At 64.1% G+C, this 17,376-nt stretch carries 16 protein-coding genes; 10 read left to right on the forward strand and 6 right to left on the reverse strand.

The genetic code is table 11. The features are described from left to right. Positions 1-153: 153 nt before the first annotated feature. The 6 genes from epd (at position 154) to AC0SZ7_RS02360 (ending at position 5,389) form a co-directional block, all read left to right on the forward strand. Complete coding sequence (gene epd, locus AC0SZ7_RS02335; RefSeq protein WP_475502806.1) at positions 154-1,221, forward strand: erythrose-4-phosphate dehydrogenase; 1,068 nt, start codon at positions 154-156, stop codon at positions 1,219-1,221. A gap of 4 nt (positions 1,222-1,225) precedes the next feature. After that, positions 1,226-2,389, forward strand: a complete 1,164-nt coding sequence (locus AC0SZ7_RS02340; protein ID WP_475502807.1) for a phosphoglycerate kinase — start codon at positions 1,226-1,228, stop codon at positions 2,387-2,389. A 33-nt stretch (positions 2,390-2,422) separates the two neighbouring features. After that, a complete protein-coding gene (locus AC0SZ7_RS02345) occupies positions 2,423-2,647 on the forward strand; it encodes a hypothetical protein (protein ID WP_475502808.1) in 225 nt (74 codons plus the stop codon). Between the two features lie 99 nt (positions 2,648-2,746). Continuing rightward, positions 2,747-3,070: an MliC family protein gene (locus AC0SZ7_RS02350; protein ID WP_416427292.1), complete on the forward strand. Its 324-nt coding sequence runs from the start codon at positions 2,747-2,749 to the stop codon at positions 3,068-3,070. A gap of 103 nt (positions 3,071-3,173) precedes the next feature. Next, positions 3,174-4,238, forward strand: a complete 1,065-nt coding sequence (fba, locus tag AC0SZ7_RS02355; RefSeq protein ID WP_475502809.1) for a class II fructose-bisphosphate aldolase — start codon at positions 3,174-3,176, stop codon at positions 4,236-4,238. 161 nt (positions 4,239-4,399) lie between these two features. After that, positions 4,400-5,389 carry a PI-PLC domain-containing protein gene (locus tag AC0SZ7_RS02360; RefSeq protein WP_475502810.1) on the forward strand — a complete coding sequence of 330 codons (990 nt, stop codon included), beginning with the start codon at positions 4,400-4,402 and terminating at the stop codon, positions 5,387-5,389. A gap of 80 nt (positions 5,390-5,469) precedes the next feature. Here AC0SZ7_RS02360 and AC0SZ7_RS02365 read toward each other — a convergent pair whose 3' ends face one another. Then, the gene (locus AC0SZ7_RS02365) at positions 5,470-6,141 is read right to left on the reverse strand and encodes a polysaccharide lyase family 7 protein (RefSeq protein WP_475502811.1); all 672 of its coding nucleotides are present in this window, start codon (positions 6,139-6,141) and stop codon (positions 5,470-5,472) included. Between the two features lie 335 nt (positions 6,142-6,476). Between AC0SZ7_RS02365 and AC0SZ7_RS02370 the strand changes: the two genes are divergently transcribed. Genes AC0SZ7_RS02370 through AC0SZ7_RS02380 form a run of 3 tightly spaced genes read left to right on the forward strand, consistent with a single transcriptional unit; the run spans position 6,477 to position 9,457 of the window. Next, positions 6,477-8,597, forward strand: a complete 2,121-nt coding sequence (locus AC0SZ7_RS02370; protein WP_475502812.1) for a putative bifunctional diguanylate cyclase/phosphodiesterase — start codon at positions 6,477-6,479, stop codon at positions 8,595-8,597. A 48-nt stretch (positions 8,598-8,645) separates the two neighbouring features. Beyond that, complete coding sequence (locus tag AC0SZ7_RS02375; protein WP_475502813.1) at positions 8,646-9,143, forward strand: YgjP-like metallopeptidase domain-containing protein; 498 nt, start codon at positions 8,646-8,648, stop codon at positions 9,141-9,143. A 17-nt stretch (positions 9,144-9,160) separates the two neighbouring features. After that, the gene (locus tag AC0SZ7_RS02380) at positions 9,161-9,457 is read left to right on the forward strand and encodes a winged helix-turn-helix domain-containing protein (RefSeq protein ID WP_475502814.1); all 297 of its coding nucleotides are present in this window, start codon (positions 9,161-9,163) and stop codon (positions 9,455-9,457) included. A gap of 82 nt (positions 9,458-9,539) precedes the next feature. On the opposite strand, the gene AC0SZ7_RS02385 is transcribed toward AC0SZ7_RS02380, so the two are convergent. Next, the gene (locus AC0SZ7_RS02385) at positions 9,540-9,995 is read right to left on the reverse strand and encodes a GNAT family N-acetyltransferase (protein WP_475502815.1); all 456 of its coding nucleotides are present in this window, start codon (positions 9,993-9,995) and stop codon (positions 9,540-9,542) included. Positions 9,996-10,150: 155 nt separating this feature from the next. Between AC0SZ7_RS02385 and AC0SZ7_RS02390 the strand changes: the two genes are divergently transcribed. Continuing rightward, complete coding sequence (locus AC0SZ7_RS02390) at positions 10,151-10,891, forward strand: substrate-binding periplasmic protein (RefSeq protein WP_475502816.1); 741 nt, start codon at positions 10,151-10,153, stop codon at positions 10,889-10,891. Here the strand turns inward: AC0SZ7_RS02390 and yccS are convergent, their stop codons facing one another. The 4 genes from yccS to mdtD form a co-directional block, all read right to left on the reverse strand. Next, a complete protein-coding gene (yccS, locus tag AC0SZ7_RS02395; RefSeq protein WP_475502817.1) occupies positions 10,892-13,090 on the reverse strand; it encodes a YccS family putative transporter in 2,199 nt (732 codons plus the stop codon). Positions 13,091-13,207: 117 nt separating this feature from the next. Next, positions 13,208-14,386, reverse strand: a complete 1,179-nt coding sequence (locus AC0SZ7_RS02400; RefSeq protein WP_475502818.1) for a BaiN/RdsA family NAD(P)/FAD-dependent oxidoreductase — start codon at positions 14,384-14,386, stop codon at positions 13,208-13,210. A 115-nt stretch (positions 14,387-14,501) separates the two neighbouring features. Then, positions 14,502-15,839 (reverse strand): ATP-dependent RNA helicase DbpA, encoded by a 1,338-nt coding sequence (gene dbpA, locus AC0SZ7_RS02405; protein ID WP_475502979.1) that lies wholly within the window; start codon positions 15,837-15,839, stop codon positions 14,502-14,504. A 105-nt stretch (positions 15,840-15,944) separates the two neighbouring features. Next, positions 15,945-17,366, reverse strand: coding sequence for a multidrug transporter subunit MdtD (gene mdtD, locus AC0SZ7_RS02410; RefSeq protein WP_475502819.1), 1,422 nt, complete (start codon positions 17,364-17,366; stop codon positions 15,945-15,947). Positions 17,367-17,376 lie beyond the last annotated feature (10 nt).

The raw sequence follows: 17,376 nt of genomic DNA on the forward strand, positions 1-17,376 counted from the left end.
GGGGGCTGTTGCGGCTGGGTGGTTTTGGGGGGAGCGGGCTGGCCAGCGAGCTTTTAGGGCCCCTGAAAAGCTCGCTGGCAAGCCAGCTCCCACAAAAGCATTTGCACTGCAGCCTGCATAAAGGTTTGAACCATTGTTTTCAGTGAGCACCTCATGCCCCAGCCACGCCCCTATAAAGTTGCACTCAATGGCTACGGCCGTATCGGCCGTTGTGTCATGCGTGCGTTGTACGAGCGCGGCGCGGAGGCGGGCTTCGAGGTGGTTGCCATCAACGACCTGGCCGACATGGCCAGTCTTGAATACCTGACACGCTTCGACTCCACCCACGGCCGTTTTCCCGGCCAGGTGCGCAGCGAAGGCGATTGTCTGATGATTAACGGCGACTGCGTGAAAGTACTGCGCAGTGCCAGCCCCGAGGGCATCGACTGGGCGGCGCTTGACGTCGACCTGGTATTAGAGTGCTCCGGGGCGTGGCATACCCGTGCCGACGGCCAGCGTTTCATCGACGCCGGCGCCCCACGGGTGCTGTTCTCCCAGCCCATGGCCAGCGAGACCGATGTCGACGCCACTGTGGTGTTCGGCATCAACCAGCAGGTATTGACCGGTACCGAGACGCTGGTGTCCAACGCTTCCTGCACCACCAACTGCAGCGTGCCGTTGCTGCGGTTGCTGGATGAGGCCCTGGGCCTGGAGTACATCTCGATCACCACTATCCATTCGGCCATGAATGACCAGCCGGTGATCGATGCCTACCATGCCGAAGACCTGCGCCGTACCCGCTCGGCCTTCCAATCGATCATCCCGGTGTCCACCGGGCTGGCGCGCGGAATCGAGCGGTTGCTGCCGGAACTCGGTGGCCGTATCCAGGCCAAAGCAGTGCGCGTGCCGACAGTGAACGTGTCTTGCCTGGACATCACCCTGCAAGTGCGCCGTGACACCGACGCCGCGGAGGTCAACAGAATCCTCCACGACGCCGCCCTCACAGGCCCGCTGAAAGGGTTGGTGGCCTACACCGAACTGCCCCACGCCAGCTGCGATTTCAACCATGACCCGCATTCGGCCATCGTCGATGCCAGCCAGACCCGTGTATCAGGCCCGCGCCTGGTGAACATCCTGGCCTGGTTCGACAACGAATGGGGCTTTGCCAATCGGATGCTCGACGTCGCGGAGCACTTTCTGTACGTCGTCAACCAAACAAATAAAACAGGCTTGAAGGACTGAACACATGACAGTGTTGAAGATGACCGACCTCGATCTGCAAGGTAAGCGCGTGCTGATCCGCGAAGACCTCAACGTCCCCGTCAAGGATGGAGTGGTCACCAGCGACGCGCGTATCCTGGCCTCGCTGCCGACCATCAAGCTGGCGCTGGAGAAAGGCGCGGCGGTGATGGTCTGCTCGCACCTGGGCCGCCCTACCGAAGGCGAGTTCTCGGCCGAGAACAGCCTCAAGCCGGTTGCCGACTACCTGAGCAAGGCGCTGGGCCGCGACGTGCCGCTGGTGGCTGATTACCTGGGCGGCGTCGACGTCAAGGCGGGCGACCTGGTGCTGTTCGAGAACGTGCGCTTCAACAAGGGCGAGAAAAAGAACGCCGATGACCTGGCGCAGCAATACGCTGCCCTGTGCGATGTGTTCGTCATGGACGCCTTCGGCACCGCCCACCGCGCCGAGGGCTCGACCCACGGCGTGGCCAAGTTCGCCAAGGTCGCCGCTGCAGGCCCGCTGCTGGCCGCCGAGCTGGACGCGCTGGGCAAGGCCCTGGGCGCCCCGGCCAAGCCGATGGCCGCCATCGTTGCCGGTTCCAAGGTGTCGACCAAGCTGGACGTGCTCAACAGCCTGAGCCAGATCTGCGACCAGCTGATCGTCGGCGGCGGCATCGCCAACACCTTCCTGGCTGCAGCTGGCCACAAGGTGGGCAAGTCGCTGTACGAGCCGGACCTGCTGGACACCGCCCGCGCCATCGCCGCCAAGGTCAGTGTGCCGCTGCCGGTGGACGTGGTCGTGGCCAAGCAATTCGCCGAAACCGCCGAAGCCACCGTCAAGCTGATCGCCGACGTGGCCGATGACGACATGATCCTGGACATCGGCCCGCAAACTGCCGAGCAGTTCGCCCAACTGCTGAAGACTTCGAAGACCATCCTGTGGAACGGCCCGGTGGGCGTGTTCGAGTTCGACCAGTTCGGCAACGGCACCAAGGTGCTGGCCAAGGCCATCGCCGACAGCCCGGCGTTCTCCATCGCCGGCGGCGGCGATACCCTGGCAGCCATCGACAAGTACGGCGTGTCCAAGGACATCTCCTACATTTCCACCGGTGGTGGCGCCTTCCTCGAGTTCGTCGAGGGCAAGGTGCTGCCAGCCGTCGAGATGCTGGAGCAGCGGGCCAAGGCCTGATACGCCATGCGCGAATGGAAAGGGAGCGTCCAGATGACCAAGGCATTGCCGTTGTTGCCGTTGCTGCTGGCTGGCGTGCTTGCCGGGTGCGCCAGCAAGCCGGCGCCCGCCGCGCACGAGCAGGTGCCCGGCAAGGGCGGCTGCTACCAGGCTGACTGGCAGGCCGAGACCACGCCGGTCATCAGCAAGCGCCTGGGCCCGGATGGCCTGGAAAAGTACGACCCTGAACACCAGGCCCCGGGGCAAGGTTGCCCCTGAGCCGACCGCGGGTCGGAACAACTGGCGGGCTTTTCAGTCCGATGGAACTGAGCGGCAGGCCTGCGTGCCTGCCGCCATGCTGCAACCCGAGGAAGTACAATGAAAGGCTTCATGGCCCTTGTGGCGTTTGCAGTACTGGGTGGATGTGCAAGTTTCAACCAGGCCCCGGTGTCCGCTGACTGGACACACTGGACCTGCGACAGCCAGGCGACCGTCGATTGGCGCTTCCTGGATGCGGGCAAGAACAGCGTGGAAGTGAAGCTGGGTGGCAGCGACCAGGTCTACCGCCTGAAAGCCGAGCCCGGCGCGTCGGGCGAACTGTTCAGCGACGGCGTGCTGGCCTTCCACAGCAAAGGTAATGAAGGCCTGGTGTACTGGGTCGCGACCAACGACCTGATTGGCCGGGCCTGCAAGGCCCAGTGATGCAGCGGATCGGGCCGCGGCCCGATCTACACTACTTGAATGGCAGCCGCCGCTTCGGCAGGCTTGCACGATTAACGACCCTCGACCGGGAGATAAACACAAGATGGCACTCATTAGCATGCGCCAGATGCTGGACCACGCCGCAGAGTTCGGCTACGGCGTCCCAGCTTTCAACGTCAACAACCTTGAACAGATGCGCGCCATCATGGAAGCCGCTGACAAGACTGACTCCCCGGTAATCGTCCAGGCGTCCGCTGGCGCCCGTAAATACGCCGGTGCGCCGTTCCTGCGCCACCTGATCCTGGCCGCCATCGAAGAATTCCCGCACATTCCGGTGTGCATGCACCAGGACCACGGCACCAGCCCTGACGTCTGCCAGCGCTCGATCCAGCTGGGCTTCAGCTCGGTGATGATGGACGGCTCGCTGGGCGAAGACGGCAAGACCCCCACCGACTACGAGTACAACGTGCGCGTTACCCAGCAGACCGTGGCCATGGCCCACGCCTGCGGCGTTTCGGTAGAAGGTGAACTGGGCTGCCTGGGTTCGCTGGAAACCGGCATGGCCGGTGAAGAAGACGGCATCGGCGCCGAAGGCGTGCTGGACCACAGCCAGATGCTGACCGACCCGGAAGAAGCCGCCGACTTCGTCAAGAAGACCCAGGTCGACGCCCTGGCCATCGCCATCGGCACCAGCCACGGCGCCTACAAGTTCACCAAGCCGCCTACCGGCGACGTGCTGGCCATCGACCGCATCAAGGAAATCCACAAGCGCATCCCCAACACCCACCTGGTGATGCACGGTTCTTCCTCGGTACCGCAAGAGTGGCTGGCGATCATCAACCAGTACGGCGGCGACATCAAGGAAACCTACGGCGTACCGGTCGAGGAAATCGTCGAAGGCATCAAGCACGGCGTGCGCAAGGTCAACATCGACACCGACCTGCGCCTGGCGTCCACCGGTGCCATGCGCCGCCTGATGGCCACCAACCCGAGCGAGTTCGACCCACGCAAGTTCTTCGGTGAAACCGTGAAGGCCATGCGCGACGTGTGCATCGCCCGCTACGAAGCCTTTGGCACCGCTGGCAACGCTTCGAAGATCAAGGCCATCTCCCTGGAAGCGATGTTCCAGCGTTACGCCAAGGGCGAGCTGAACGCCAAGGTCAACTAAGCGCCTGGCAACACCCGAAAGCCCCGCCCCGAAAAGGCGGGGCTTTTTTGTGCCCGGCAGGTCTGGAACAACTGCCGGGCCTTGAAGACTTTCTGGATTAAATCGGCCTCGCACACTCCGTAAGTTCGCGTGCACTACTTACGTGTATGAAGGATTGCAGCATGAACGATTTCGTCAATTTCGAAGGCCTGGAGCCGTTGCCAGCGGCTGATTTCTGCACGCTGGGCGATGATGAGCAGGAAACCACCGCAGGTTGGTGCCCCAATGGTGGGTTGCAGGACGGCATTTGCCAGCTGTTCAACAACCAGCGTATTGACTGGATGGGGCGCTACAGTGGCGCACGTTCCTTGCGGATCCAGGATTGCATCTTGCCGGGCACGCACCACTCCGCCTTCGACAAGAAGGCCCCGCATACGCCCTCGAGCGAAACCTGCCAGGATGTGGGGCCGTTCAGCCAGTTGGTATGCGGCATCCGGGTGCTGGATCTCAGGGTGCAGTTCTTTTCCGGGTACCCTGCTGGTGACCCGCGCCGATTCTCCATTTTTCATAGCACCACGTCCGGGCGGACCGTGGCCGGTGATGTACTGCGCGATCTGCTGATGTTCCGCTTCCTTCAGGTTACGTCTCGGGAAATCGTCATTCTCGACTTCCATGAGTTCAAGAATTTCACTGATGCAGCTCATCTGGAGCTGGCCAGCTTGATCAAGCAAATGGTGGGTGAGCAGCATTTGGTGACCCCGGACATGGCCCGAATGACCATCAACCAGATCTGGAACGCCGGCCCGGCCAATACCGTCATCGCCTACAAGCGCGCGGTGCGCGACGCCAAATTCTGGGACGGCGTGAACCAGCGCTGGAGCGGCAGCCATACCCCCACCAACAACGAGCTGCGCGATTTCATCGCGCGGGTGGGCCGCGAGTCCAAGGGCGAGCTGGAACTCAAGTCAGTGCAGGCCTGTAAATACGCGCTGCCGTTCTTCGTGCCCAATGACCGTTCCGGCGACCTGATGACCTGGTTCGCCTCAGGCCCGGGCAAGCCGATACTCAACCACTACATCATCAACACCGACTGGTCGCTGCGCCAACGGCTGGTGGACAACTGCATCCACGGCAATGGCCTGCGCGCGCGGAGCATGCGTTATACCGAATGACCGCAGGACGCGGCCTGGCGGCCACTGCTACGTTGATTGTGCCCGTAGCAGCTGCCGCCAGGCGGTGTCCCGGCCAACGCTCAGCTGGAGGTATGGGCGATATTCAGCTTGTAGAACGTCACCGTCCCCCCTTCGCTGACATCTCCGGTGTTGTCCTGGGTATACACCCCCGCCTTGAAATACAGCTGCGAGGCTTTCCAGGTACCGCTGATCTGGTCCACCCAGGTGAAGCCTGCGGCATCCACGCTCAGGGCGCCGCCGGGGCTCAGGTGTATCAGGTAGTTGAACTGCTTGCCCAGCGGCACCCCGGTGGCCACCTGGATCACCGTGGGCTCCTCGTCGTCCAGGTGGTAGCGCACCTTGGCGACGATGTTGCCCGTCTGGGTCTTGGTCTTGTACTGGTATTCCACCTTCAGCAGCGGCTGGTTGCTGCCGTACACGTGGATCTGCCCGATAACCACCTTGCCCGATGAGGGCACCTGGTTGACCGCCAGCGTGGCGCGCAGGGTGTTGTCAGCGGCAGGGTAAAGCCAGTTGCGCACCGAGCCGTCGGCATTCGCCTCGCGCAGCTCGCAGCGCGGGTAGATGGCACTTTCGGTGACCGTGCCGGTCACCGGCGCCCAGAAGAACAGGGTGCCTGTATCGGAATGGAAATACTTGTCCTTGAAGCCTGATACCAGTGTGGGGGTGCTGATGGTCTGCGCCGGCGTTCCTTCGGGAACACTGAGCATCCAGGTCGAGAGATCTATCATGTTATTGCCTTCCATTTTACGCGGCGGTCGACTGCCGGAAAACCAACCCGGCCGCTTAGCTCGGGGGTTGAAGAGGGCGCTCTTTATAGAGACATGAAATTAAATTGTTAATGCTGGCACGTCGATTCCTTGGCGCCAACCTTTCGTCGATTTAAGTGCAGGCCTTTGATTTCGGGGGCTGTGGAAAATTACCGTTAGTCGGGTAAGCGATCTTTGGTAGGGTACTGGCTGTATACGGCTCCCCCTTCTTTGGATCCCGGTCTAGAGTAAGGAGCAATCTGTATCCGGTTTTTGCCAACAAGGGCCGGTGCCAAATGTCTTGACGAGAAGCATGCATGGAATGCGCGCAATCCCAGCCAAACGATGGCGGCTCAGTTCTACTGGTCGTTGATGACTACCCGGAAAACCTGATCAGCATGCGGGCCTTGCTCGAACGTCAGGACTGGCGGGTAGTAACGGCCGCTTCCGGTGTGGAAGCCCTGAGCATGCTGCTGGAACATGAGGTGGACCTGGTGCTGCTGGACGTGCAGATGCCAGGCATGGACGGCTTCGAGGTGGCACGGCTGATGCGTGGCAGCCAGCGCACCCGGCTGACCCCGATTATTTTCCTCACTGCCAACGAACAGAACCAGGCCTCGGTGCTGAAGGGCTACGCCAATGGCGCGGTGGATTACCTGTTCAAGCCGTTCGACCCGCAAATCCTGCGGCCCAAGGTGCAGGCGCTGCTGGAGCAACAACGCAACCGCCGCGACCTGCAGCGCCTGAGTCGCGACCTGGAAACGGCCCGCGCCTTCAACGCCTCGGTGCTGGAAAACGCCGCCGAAGGCATTCTGGTAATCGACGAAAAGGGCCGCATCAGTTTCGCCAACCCGGCCATCTCGCGCCTGCTCAACGCCTCGGTGGCCGAGCTGACCGGCGCCGAGTTGCTCAAGTTCGTGGTCAAGCCCACGGTTGGGCAGTGGGCGGAGTCCGAGTTCTACCGCGCCTACGCCAACCGCGAAACCTTCAGGGTGCACGATGCGGTGCTGTGCACCGTGTCGGGCCAGCAGCTGCCTGCCGCGCTGTCCTGCGCGCCACTGCCCGGCGAGCAACATGCCATGGTGGTGACCGTGCTGGACATGTCGGTGGTGCGCAACCTGCACCAGCAGCTGGAATACCAGGCGGTTACCGACCCGCTGACCGGCCTGCTGAACCGCCGTGGTTTCTACCAGACGGTGGAGAGCGCGCTGGTGCGCAACGAGCGCTCGGACAAGTCCCAGGCGCTGCTGTACCTGGACCTGGACGGCTTCAAGCGCATCAACGACAACCATGGCCATGACGCCGGCGACCGGGTGCTGCGCTGGGTGGCCGAGCAGCTCAAGGACTGCCTGCGCAGCTATGACATCGTCGCGCGCATGGGCGGTGACGAGTTCACCGCGCTGCTGGACACCCTGGAATACCCGGAGCAGGCGGCCAAGGTCGCGGAAAAGCTGATAGATCGGGTTTCGATGTGCCAGCAGATCGACGGCCTGGACGTGACCCTGGGTGTCAGCATCGGCATTGCCACCTACCCCGAGTGCGGTTCCAACCTGGACAGCCTGCTGCGCGCCGCCGACATCGCCATGTACGCGGCCAAGCAGGCCGGCCGCCAGCAGTACCGTTACTACGACCAGGACATGAACGGCCGCGCCCGTTCACGGCTGATGCTGGAAGACAGCGTCAGCAGCGCCATCGAGAAAAAGGATTTCACCCTGGTCTACCAGCCCCAGGTGGCCATCGCCGACGGCCGCCTGCGCGGCTTCGAGGCCTTGCTGCGCTGGCGCCACCCCAGCGTTGGCGACGTGCCGCCAGGCCTGTTCATTCCGTTGCTGGAGGAAGCGCGGCTGATCAGCCGCCTCACCAGCTGGATCTACCAGCAGGGCGCCGCCCAGCGCCATGCCTGGCGTGACAGCTTCGATGACCAGATGATTCTCAGCATCAGCCTGAGCAACGCGCAATTCGCCATGCCCAACCTGGTACCTGAGCTGCAGCGGGCCATCGCCATGAACGGCCTGCAGGCCCAACAGCTGGAAGTGGAGGTGGTGGAAACCTCGCTGATGCACAATCAGGAAGAGGCCATGCGCCAATTGCACGAGCTGCACAACCTGGGCGTGCGCGTGGCGCTGGATGATTTCGGCACTGGCCACTGCTCGCTGAAGCTGTTGCGCGACCTGCCCATCGACACCCTCAAGCTCGATCGGCACCTGGTGGCGCGCCTGCCCGAGTCCGAGCGCGACGCCGCGCTGGCGCGCAACGTGATCAGCGTGTGCCGCGACTTCGGCATCACCGTGATCGCCGAAGGCGTGGAGACGCGTGAGCAGTATCAGTGGCTGCGCACAAACGGTTGCGAGCTGGCCCAGGGCTTCATCGTTGCCAAGCCGCTGACCGCCGAGGACGCCACAGGCTTCCCCGGGCAGTTCGATTGGGGCACGGTGTAGCCGCGCAATTGGGTACACTGGCGGCTGACTTGATGATGTGTCGCCGCCATGCCCCCGCTCAAATACCTGCAAGCCTACCCCCAGCACCTGCAAGACCAGGTGCGTACCCTGCTGGCCGAAGGGCGCCTGGGCGACTACCTGCAGCAGCGCTACCCCGACCGCCACGCCGTGCAGAGTGACAAGGCGTTGTACAGCTACGCGCTGGACCTCAAGCAGGAACACCTGCGCAACGCGCCCAACCTGGACAAGGTGCTTTACGACAACCGCCTGGACCTGACCCACCGCGCGCTGGGGCTGCACACGGCGGTGTCACGGGTGCAGGGCGGCAAGCTCAAGGCCAAGAAAGAGATCCGCATTGCTTCGCTGTTCAAGGACGCCGCGCCGCAATTCCTGAAGATGATCGTGGTGCACGAACTGGCCCACCTGAAGGAGTCGGACCATAACAAGGCGTTCTACAAGCTCTGTGAACATATGCAGCCGGGTTACCATCAGCTGGAATTCGACCTGCGCATTTACCTGACCTGGCGCGACCTGCCGCCACAATGACCGACAAGGAACGTTCGATGGAAGTCAGCAAGACCAAGACCAGCTTCTACCGCCGCCTGTACGTGGCCTGGCTGATAGACAGCGGTACCGCCTGCAGCGTGCCGGCCATCACCGAGGCTACCGGCATGCCCCGGCGCACCGCGCAGGACACGTTGCTGGCATTGGCTGACCTGGACATCGTGTGCGAGTTCGAGCAGGCGGAAGGGGAGCGCAACCACATCGGCCAGTATGTGGTGCGCGACTGGGGCGCGATTGATAAAGCCTGGATTGGCCGTAACCTGGCCGCTATCAAGCAGACTCTGGGCTACCCCTGAGGGGCGCGTCACGGCCATCGCGACCAAGGTCGGCTCCTACCCCCGTAGGAGCCGACCTTGGTCGCGATGGCGACGACGCCGATCACACGGCCCGGCGCATGCCGATGTGCGGAATATCATCCTCCAGGTATTCCTCGCCCTCGGCGACGAAGCCGTACTTGCCGTAGTACCCCTGCAAGTGCGCCTGCGCCGACAGGTAGATCGGCGTCTGCGGCCACAGCTTGTCGGCGTGCCACAGCCCCTGCACCAGTAGCTCGTGGCCCAGCCCCTGGCCGCGGGCGGATGGCGCCGTTACCACGCGGCCGATGACCACGTCGCCGTCATGGGCGGCCGGGTCCAGCAGGCGCAGGTAGGCCACCAGCTGGTCGCCCTGCCAGCCCATCAGGTGGCAGGTGTCGCCATCCAGGTCCAGCCCGTCGACTTCCTGGTACGGGCATTGCTGTTCCACCACAAATACTTGGGTGCGCAGTTGCAGAATTCGGTACAGCTGGTCGATACCTAGATCGCCATGGTGTTTGCAGGCCCATTGGGTGGTCATGTGCACTCCGGAAAAAATAAAGACGCTCGCCAGCCGTCATCATAAATAGACGGGGGCATCAGGGCCATCCGCATCGATGTTGAGCTAGGCTCTGTACGGGATGCAGGCTGGACCACCACGCCGTCGGGCCAGGAGCCCGCTACAGGATCTTGAGCATGCTGCATTTGCTTCGAGCCTCGTATTTGCTTGGATTGCTGTTGTTGGCCCAGACGGCCGCAGCCGACCGGTTGCGGCTGGTGGCTGACGCCTGGCCGCCGTTTACCGACGCCACCATGGTCAATGGCGGCCTGGCCACGGAGCTGGTCACCACCGCGCTGGCCCGGGCCGGCTACGCCAGCCAGTTTGAACAGGTGCCGTGGGCGCGGGCCTTGCTGGGTATCGAGGAAGGCCACTACGACGTGCTGGTCAACGCCTGGTACAACGAGGAACGCACGCACATTGGCGCGTTTTCCGGCAGCTACCTGCAGAACCGCATTCTGTTTCTCAAGCGCAAAGGCTCGCCCATCGAGTTCCACGGCGACCTTGAGGCGCTGCACCCTTACCCCATGGCGGTGGTGCGCGGCTACGCGTACTCAGGCGCGTTCGACGGCGACGAGCTGCTGCAGAAGGTGCAGGTGCACAATTTCTCCATGGGCGTGCGCATGCTGGCGGCGCAACGGGTCGACCTGACGCTGGAGGATGAATACGTGGCGCGCTACTACCTCAGCCATGAAGTGACGCGGGTGCGCGATGCCGTCGAGTTCCTGCCGCAGCCGCTGAGCCTCAACCACCTGCACATACTGGTGAGCCTGAAGAACCCCGACCACGACAAGATCGTCGCGGCGTTCAACAAGGCCATCGGCCAGATGCAGGCCGATGGCACCTATGCGCGGCTGCTCAAGCAATACGGCATGTAGTCAGGCCGCCGCTGCTTCCTGTTGGGCCTTGTCCTTGATCAGGTGCGCCGCCAGGGTGCGCAGCGGCCCCAGCTGACGGCAGATCAACGCCAGTTGCGTCTGCACCAGCCGTTGGCCTTCGTCGATTTCCTCGGGCATCTGCTCCAGCGCGTTGGCCAGGGCTTCCTCGGCGTCGCTGTGCAGCGCCACCGGGGTCTTGTTGGCCAGGCTGGCGGCTATTTCGTCGATGCTGGCGGCCAGGGCCTGGCCGGTGCCTTCGATGAGCTCGGTGCGCACCGGCTCCGGCAGTTCGGTGGCGCGGTGCGCGCCCAGGCCCGACAGGTAGCTGAGCAGGGTGTGCGACAGCACCAGGAAGCGGAAGCCGACGTCGGCTTCCTTGCGGAAGTGCCCCGGCTCCATGAGCATGTTCGCCAGGGTGGTGGACAGCGCGGCGTCGGCGTTGTGGGCGTTGCGGCGCGCCAGGCGGTAGCTGAGGTCATCGCGCTTGCCACGCGCGTACTGCTCCAGAATCTGCCGCAGGTAGATACTGTTGCAGCTCAGGGTGTTGGCCAGCACCTTGTTCAGGCGGCGGCCCTGCCAGTCGGGCAGGAACAGGAACACCGCCATGATGGCGATCAGGCTGCCGATCAGGGTGTCCACCAGGCGTGGCAGGAACAGCCCGTAGCCGTCGCCCACCTGGTTGAAGCAGAACAGCACCATTAGGGTGATGCCCGCCGTGGACACGGTGTAGCGCGTGGTGCGGTTGACGAAGAACACCAGGCCGGCGGCGATGGCGAACATCGACTGGATCAACGGGCTGGGGAACAGGTCGAACAGCGCCCAGCCCAGCGTCAGGCCGATGGCCGTGCCGACGATACGCTGGCCCAGCTTGCGGCGGGTGGCGCCGTAGCTGGGCTGGCAGACGAACACCGTGGTCAGCATGATCCAGTAGCTTTGCGTGGTAGGCACCAGGTGCACGATGGCGTAGCACACCGACACCGCCAGCGGCAGGCGCAAGGCGTGGCGGAACAGCAGCGAGGTGGGCGTGAGGTTTTGCCGCACGCGCGCCCACATGTCCTTGAGCGTTCGTGGCGAGCGGTCAAGCAGGCTGCTGTCGCTTTCATCGGCCAGTTTGTCGGGGTTGCTGGCGTCGCTCAGCAGGCGGTCCAGGGTGCCCAGGTTCGCTGCCAGCGCCCGCAGCGAGCGCAGCAGGCTGCGCCAGGCCGGGTTGCTCTGGATGCGCAGGTGTTCCAGGGACGCGTGCAGGTCGCCCAGGGCTTCGGCGAAGCTGTCGTCGTAGACGAACGGCTGGCGCAGCTGGATCGACTCGGACAGGCGCCGGCACGCCGCCCCCTGCTGGCGCAGCAGGCGCTGGCAGCGGAACAGCACGTCGCTGTGGAAGAAGGCTTCGGCCAGGGCGTTGTAGGGGTAATGCGAGGAGCTGGCGCGCTCGTGGACGTCCTGCGCCAGGAAGTACAACTTCAGGTAGCGGCTGATCTTCGACCCGGGGCGGCCACCGCCCACCCGGTGCAGAATGATTTCCTTGGTGGAGTTGAGCGCCGCCACCACGCGGCCGTTCTGCTTGGCCAGCTCCAGGCGCCGGGCTTCGATGTCCAGGCCGCGGATAGGCTCGAACAGGCTGGCCTTGAGCTTGAGGTAGTAGCCCAGCTCACGGAACAGCTTGGCCAGCGCCTGTTGCACCGGCTGGTTGGCAAACAGCGCCTGCCACAGCACCGAGAGCAACCCGTACCAGGCGGCGCCGGTCACCAGCAGCAGCGGTTCTTCCCAGAAATTGCTGGTTTCGCCGCCGCGCTGGTCCACGCCGATCATGGTGTACACGGCCACGATCAGCGTGGCATAGGCCACCGCGTTGTAGCGTTCGCCCAGCGCGCCGAGCATGGTCAGGCCGAAGGCGGCCAGGGCCAGGGAACAGACGAAAAGGTAGGGGTAGGGGAACAGCAATTCCACCGACAGCGCCGAGCAACTGAAGCACACCAGCGTCACCGCCAGGGCCTTGACCCGCCCTTGCCAGTTGTCGTCGGTCTCGGCCAGGGCACAGGCAATAATCCCGAGGAAGATGGGGATCAGCGCATGCATTTCCTTCTGGTACCAACAGAACGCCATGGAGCCGGTCAGGGCGATGAACACCCGCACGCTGTAGCTGAACTTGTCTAGCGCCCACAAGCGGCGCATGGATTGGCGAAACGAGGTCGATGCCATAGAGGGGGGCGAACCTGTTGGGCAGATGAGCTAAATAGAGCCGTGGCGAGCGGCGATTCTCTGTCGCCGCTCCCTTATTACCAGCAAAATTTGTTCCGGGATACTGCCTGCAACGTTTTAGACGAACTGCGCCGCCGCGTAGCCCGAGGCCCACGCCCACTGGAAGTTGAAACCGCCCAGGTGGCCGCTGACGTCCAGCACTTCACCGACGAAATACAGGCCCGGGCTTTTCAGTGACTCCATGGTCTTGGACGACACTTCGCGGGTGTCGACGCCACCCAGGGTGACCTCGGCGGTGCGGTAGCCTTCGGTGCCGGCCGGTACTACCTGCCAGGCGCCGAGCTTCTGCGCCACGTCGCGCAGTTCGGCCGGGGTGTACTGCTTCATCGGCTTGGAAGCGAACCAGTGCTCGGCCAACAGGTTCGCCATTTTCTTGGTGAACAGCTCGCCCAGCAGGGTTTTCAGCTCGCTGTTGGGGCGCTCGGCCTGTTGCTGTTGCAGCCAGCCCAGCGCGTCGTGGTCGGGCAGCAGGTTGATCTCCACCACATCGCCAGGTTGCCAGAACGAGGAGATCTGCAGAATCGCCGGGCCGCTGAGGCCGCGGTGGGTGAACAGGATGTTCTCGCGGAACGCCTGGTCGTTGCAGCTCACCAGGCAGTCCACCGAGGTGCCCGACAGCTCGGTGCACAGCTCCTTGAGCTGGTCGGTGATGGTGAACGGCACCAGCCCTGCCCGGGTAGGCAGCACGTCGTGGCCGAACTGGCGGGCTACCTGGTAACCGAAGCCAGTGGCGCCCAGGGTGGGAATGGACAGGCCGCCGGTGGCGATCACCAGTGACTGGCAGCCAACCTGGCCCATGCTGGTGCTCAGCAGGTAGCCGTTGGCGGTTTTCTCGATGTGCTGCACCGAGGTGTCCAGACGCAGGTCGACGTTCACCTGGTTGCACTCTTCGAGCAGCATTTCCAGGATGTCGCTGGACTTGTTGTCGCAGAACAGCTGGCCCAGTTTCTTCTCGTGGTACGGCACGCCGTGCTTGGCCACCATGGCGATGAAGTCCCACTGGGTGTAGCGGGCCAGGGCCGACTTGCAGAAGTGTGGGTTCTGCGAGAGGAAGTTGGCAGGTTCGGCGTACATGTTGGTGAAGTTGCAGCGCCCACCGCCGGACATCAGGATCTTCTTGCCGGCCTTGTTGGCGTGATCGATGAGCAGCACCTGGCGGCCGCGGGCGGCGGCGCTGAAGGCGCACATCAGGCCGGCGGCCCCTGCGCCAATGATCACAACGTCGGTAGAGCGCACTTCGGTATTCCTCAAACAACCCGTGTAGCAGCTGCCGAAGGCTGCGTCCGGCCATGACTCGGTGGTGGGCCCCGACGCAGCCTTCGGCAGCTGCTACGGGGCCTTGGGCTGGGCTTTAGAGAATACGCACGCGCAGCGAGCGGCCCTTGATCTTGCCGTTGTTCAGGCGCTGCAGGGCCTGCTTGGCGATGTCGCGGTCCACGGCCACGTAGGCCTGGAAGTCGAAGATCGCGATCTTGCCCACCTGGGCGCCAGGGATGCCGGCATCACCGGTCAGCGCGCCGAGGATGTCGCCCGGGCGTACCTTGTCCTTGCGGCCGGCGCCGATGCACAGGGTAGCCATGGCCGGCAGCAGCGGGCCACCTTCCTTGGCGGTCAGGCCACTGAGCGGCTGCCAGTTCAGCGGGGCTTTCTGCAGCTGCTCGATGGCCTGGGCACGGTGCGCCTCGGCCGGCGCCACGAAGCTGATGGCCAGGCCGTTCTCGCCGGCACGGCCGGTACGGCCGACGCGGTGAATATGGATTTCCGAATCGCGCGCCAGCTCGACGTTGATCACCATGTCCAGCGCGTCGATGTCCAGGCCGCGGGCGGCGACGTCAGTGGCCACCAGCACCGAGGTGCTGCGGTTGGCGAACATCGCCAGTACCTGGTCGCGGTCGCGCTGTTCCAGGTCGCCGTGCAGGGCCACGGCGCTGATGCCCTTGGCCACCAGGTGGTCGACCACTTCCTGGCACTGCTGCTTGGTGAAGCAGAAGGCCACGCACGATTGCGGGCGGAAGTGCCCCAGGGCCTTGGTCAGGGCGCCCAGGCGCTCTTCCGGGCTGATTTCGTAGAAGCGCTGCTCGATCTGGCTGTCGGCGTGCAGCGACTCGGCCTTGACGGTCTGCGGGTCGCGCATGAACTTCGACGCCAGCTGCTTGATGCCCACCGGGTAGGTGGCCGAGAACAGCAGGGTCTGGCGGCGGTTCGGGGTCTGCTCGATGATGTCTTCGATCGAGTCGTAGAAGCCCATGTCGAGCATGCGGTCGGCTTCGTCGAGCACCAGGGTGTTCAGGCCGTCCAGTACCAGCGAGCCCTTGCGCAGGTGCTGCTGGATGCGCCCCGGGGTGCCGACGATGATGTGCGCGCCGTGTTCCAGCGAGGCGATCTGCGGGCCGAAGGACACGCCGCCGCACAGGGTCAGCACCTTGATGTTGTCTTCGGCGCGGGCCAGGCGGCGAATTTCCTTGGCGACCTGGTCGGCCAGCTCGCGGGTCGGGCACATGATCAGCGCCTGGCAACCGAAGTAGCGCGGGTTGATCGGGTTCAGCAGGCCAATGCCGAAGGCCGCGGTCTTGCCGCTGCCGGTCTTGGCCTGGGCGATCAGGTCCATGCCCTTGAGGATCACCGGCAAGCTTTGCGCCTGGATCGGCGTCATCTGGGCATACCCGAGGGATTCCAGGTTGGCCAGCATGGCGGCGGACAAAGGCAAAGTGTTAAAAGCGGTGGCAATGGTGGTCACGGGACTGGCCTGCAAAACAAAATGTCGCGCAGTGTACCAGCCCCATGGCCTTTGGCCCTAAGCCTCTATCTCCGGTTCCGGACGAACAGCGTTGCTGCTGTCCTTTTTGCCGTCCTGGTTCGACAGCTGCACGAATATCGCCGCGGCCAGCATGGCCATGATGCCAATGGTCAGGAAGGTCAGCTGGAACGCCTGCAGCACATTGGTGCCGGCCTCGGTGCTGAAGCCGCCCAGCAGCGCGCCGGCGCAGGCCACGCCCAGGCTCAACGACAGCTGCGCCACCACCGACAGCAGGCTGTTGCCGCTGCTGGCACTGGCGTCGTCGAGGTCGATCAGGGTCACGGTGTTCATGGCCGTGAACTGCAGCGAGTTCACCGCGCCCATGATGCCCAGCTGAACCAGCAGCACCACGTAGGGCGTATCCGGCGTCACCAGGCCCATGCTGGCCAGCATCAGGCCCAGGGCCAGGGTGTTGGCGGTGAGCACGATGCGGTAGCCGAAGCGCTCGATCAACGGCCGCGCCACCGACTTGGCCAGCATGGCCGATGCCGCCAGCGGCAGCATGCTCATGCCCGCCTGTGCGGGGGAATAACCCAGCGCCACCTGCAACAGCAACGGCACCAGGAAGGGCAGGGCGCCGCTGCCCAGGCGCGCGAACAGGTTGCCGAGAATGCCCACGGCGAACGTGCGCGTGCGGAACAGCGTGGGCGAGAACAGCGGCTCCGGGTCGTGGGCCGCGCGCACCCAGTAGGCGGCCAGGCAGGCCATGCCGGCGAACAGCAGCAGCATCACCCGCAGGTGCGGCAGGTGCAGTTCGCCCAGGCCTTCCATGGCGATGGTGATAAGCACCATGGCGGCGCCGAACATCAGGAAGCCCAGCGTATCGAAGTGCGTGCGGCTGCTGCCGCGCAGGTCGGGGACAATGCTCCACACCGCCCAGCAACCCAGCAGGCCCACGGGCAGGTTGATCAGGAAGATCCAGTGCCAGCTCAGGTATTCCACCATCCAGCCGCCCATGGTGGGGCCGATCAGCGGGCCCAGCAGGCCGGGAATGGTGACGAAACCGAGGATGCGCACCAGCTCGGAGCGCGGGTAGGCCCGCAGCACCACCAGCCTGCCCACCGGCAGCATCAGCGCGCCACCCAGGCCCTGCAGCACCCGCGAGATGATCAGCACCGTGAGGCTGCCCGACACCGCGCAAGCCAGCGAGCCCAGGCTGAACAGGGCAATGGCGGTGAAGAACACGCGCTTGGTGCCGAAGCGGTCGGCAATCCAGCCCGAGGCGGGTATCAGCAGGGCGACGGTAAGCATGTAGGCGATGACCACCGACTGCATGCGCAGGGGGTCTTCGGCCAGGTCACGGGCCATGGCGGGCAGGGCGGTGTTGAGAATGGTGCCGTCCAGGGACTGCATGAAGAAGGCGATGGCGACTACCCAGGGTAGGCGCTTGGCGGTGCGGGGGTCTAGAAGGGCCGGCATGACATCCCTT

The sequence above is a fragment of the Pseudomonas sp. JC1203 genome, assembly GCF_056175065.1.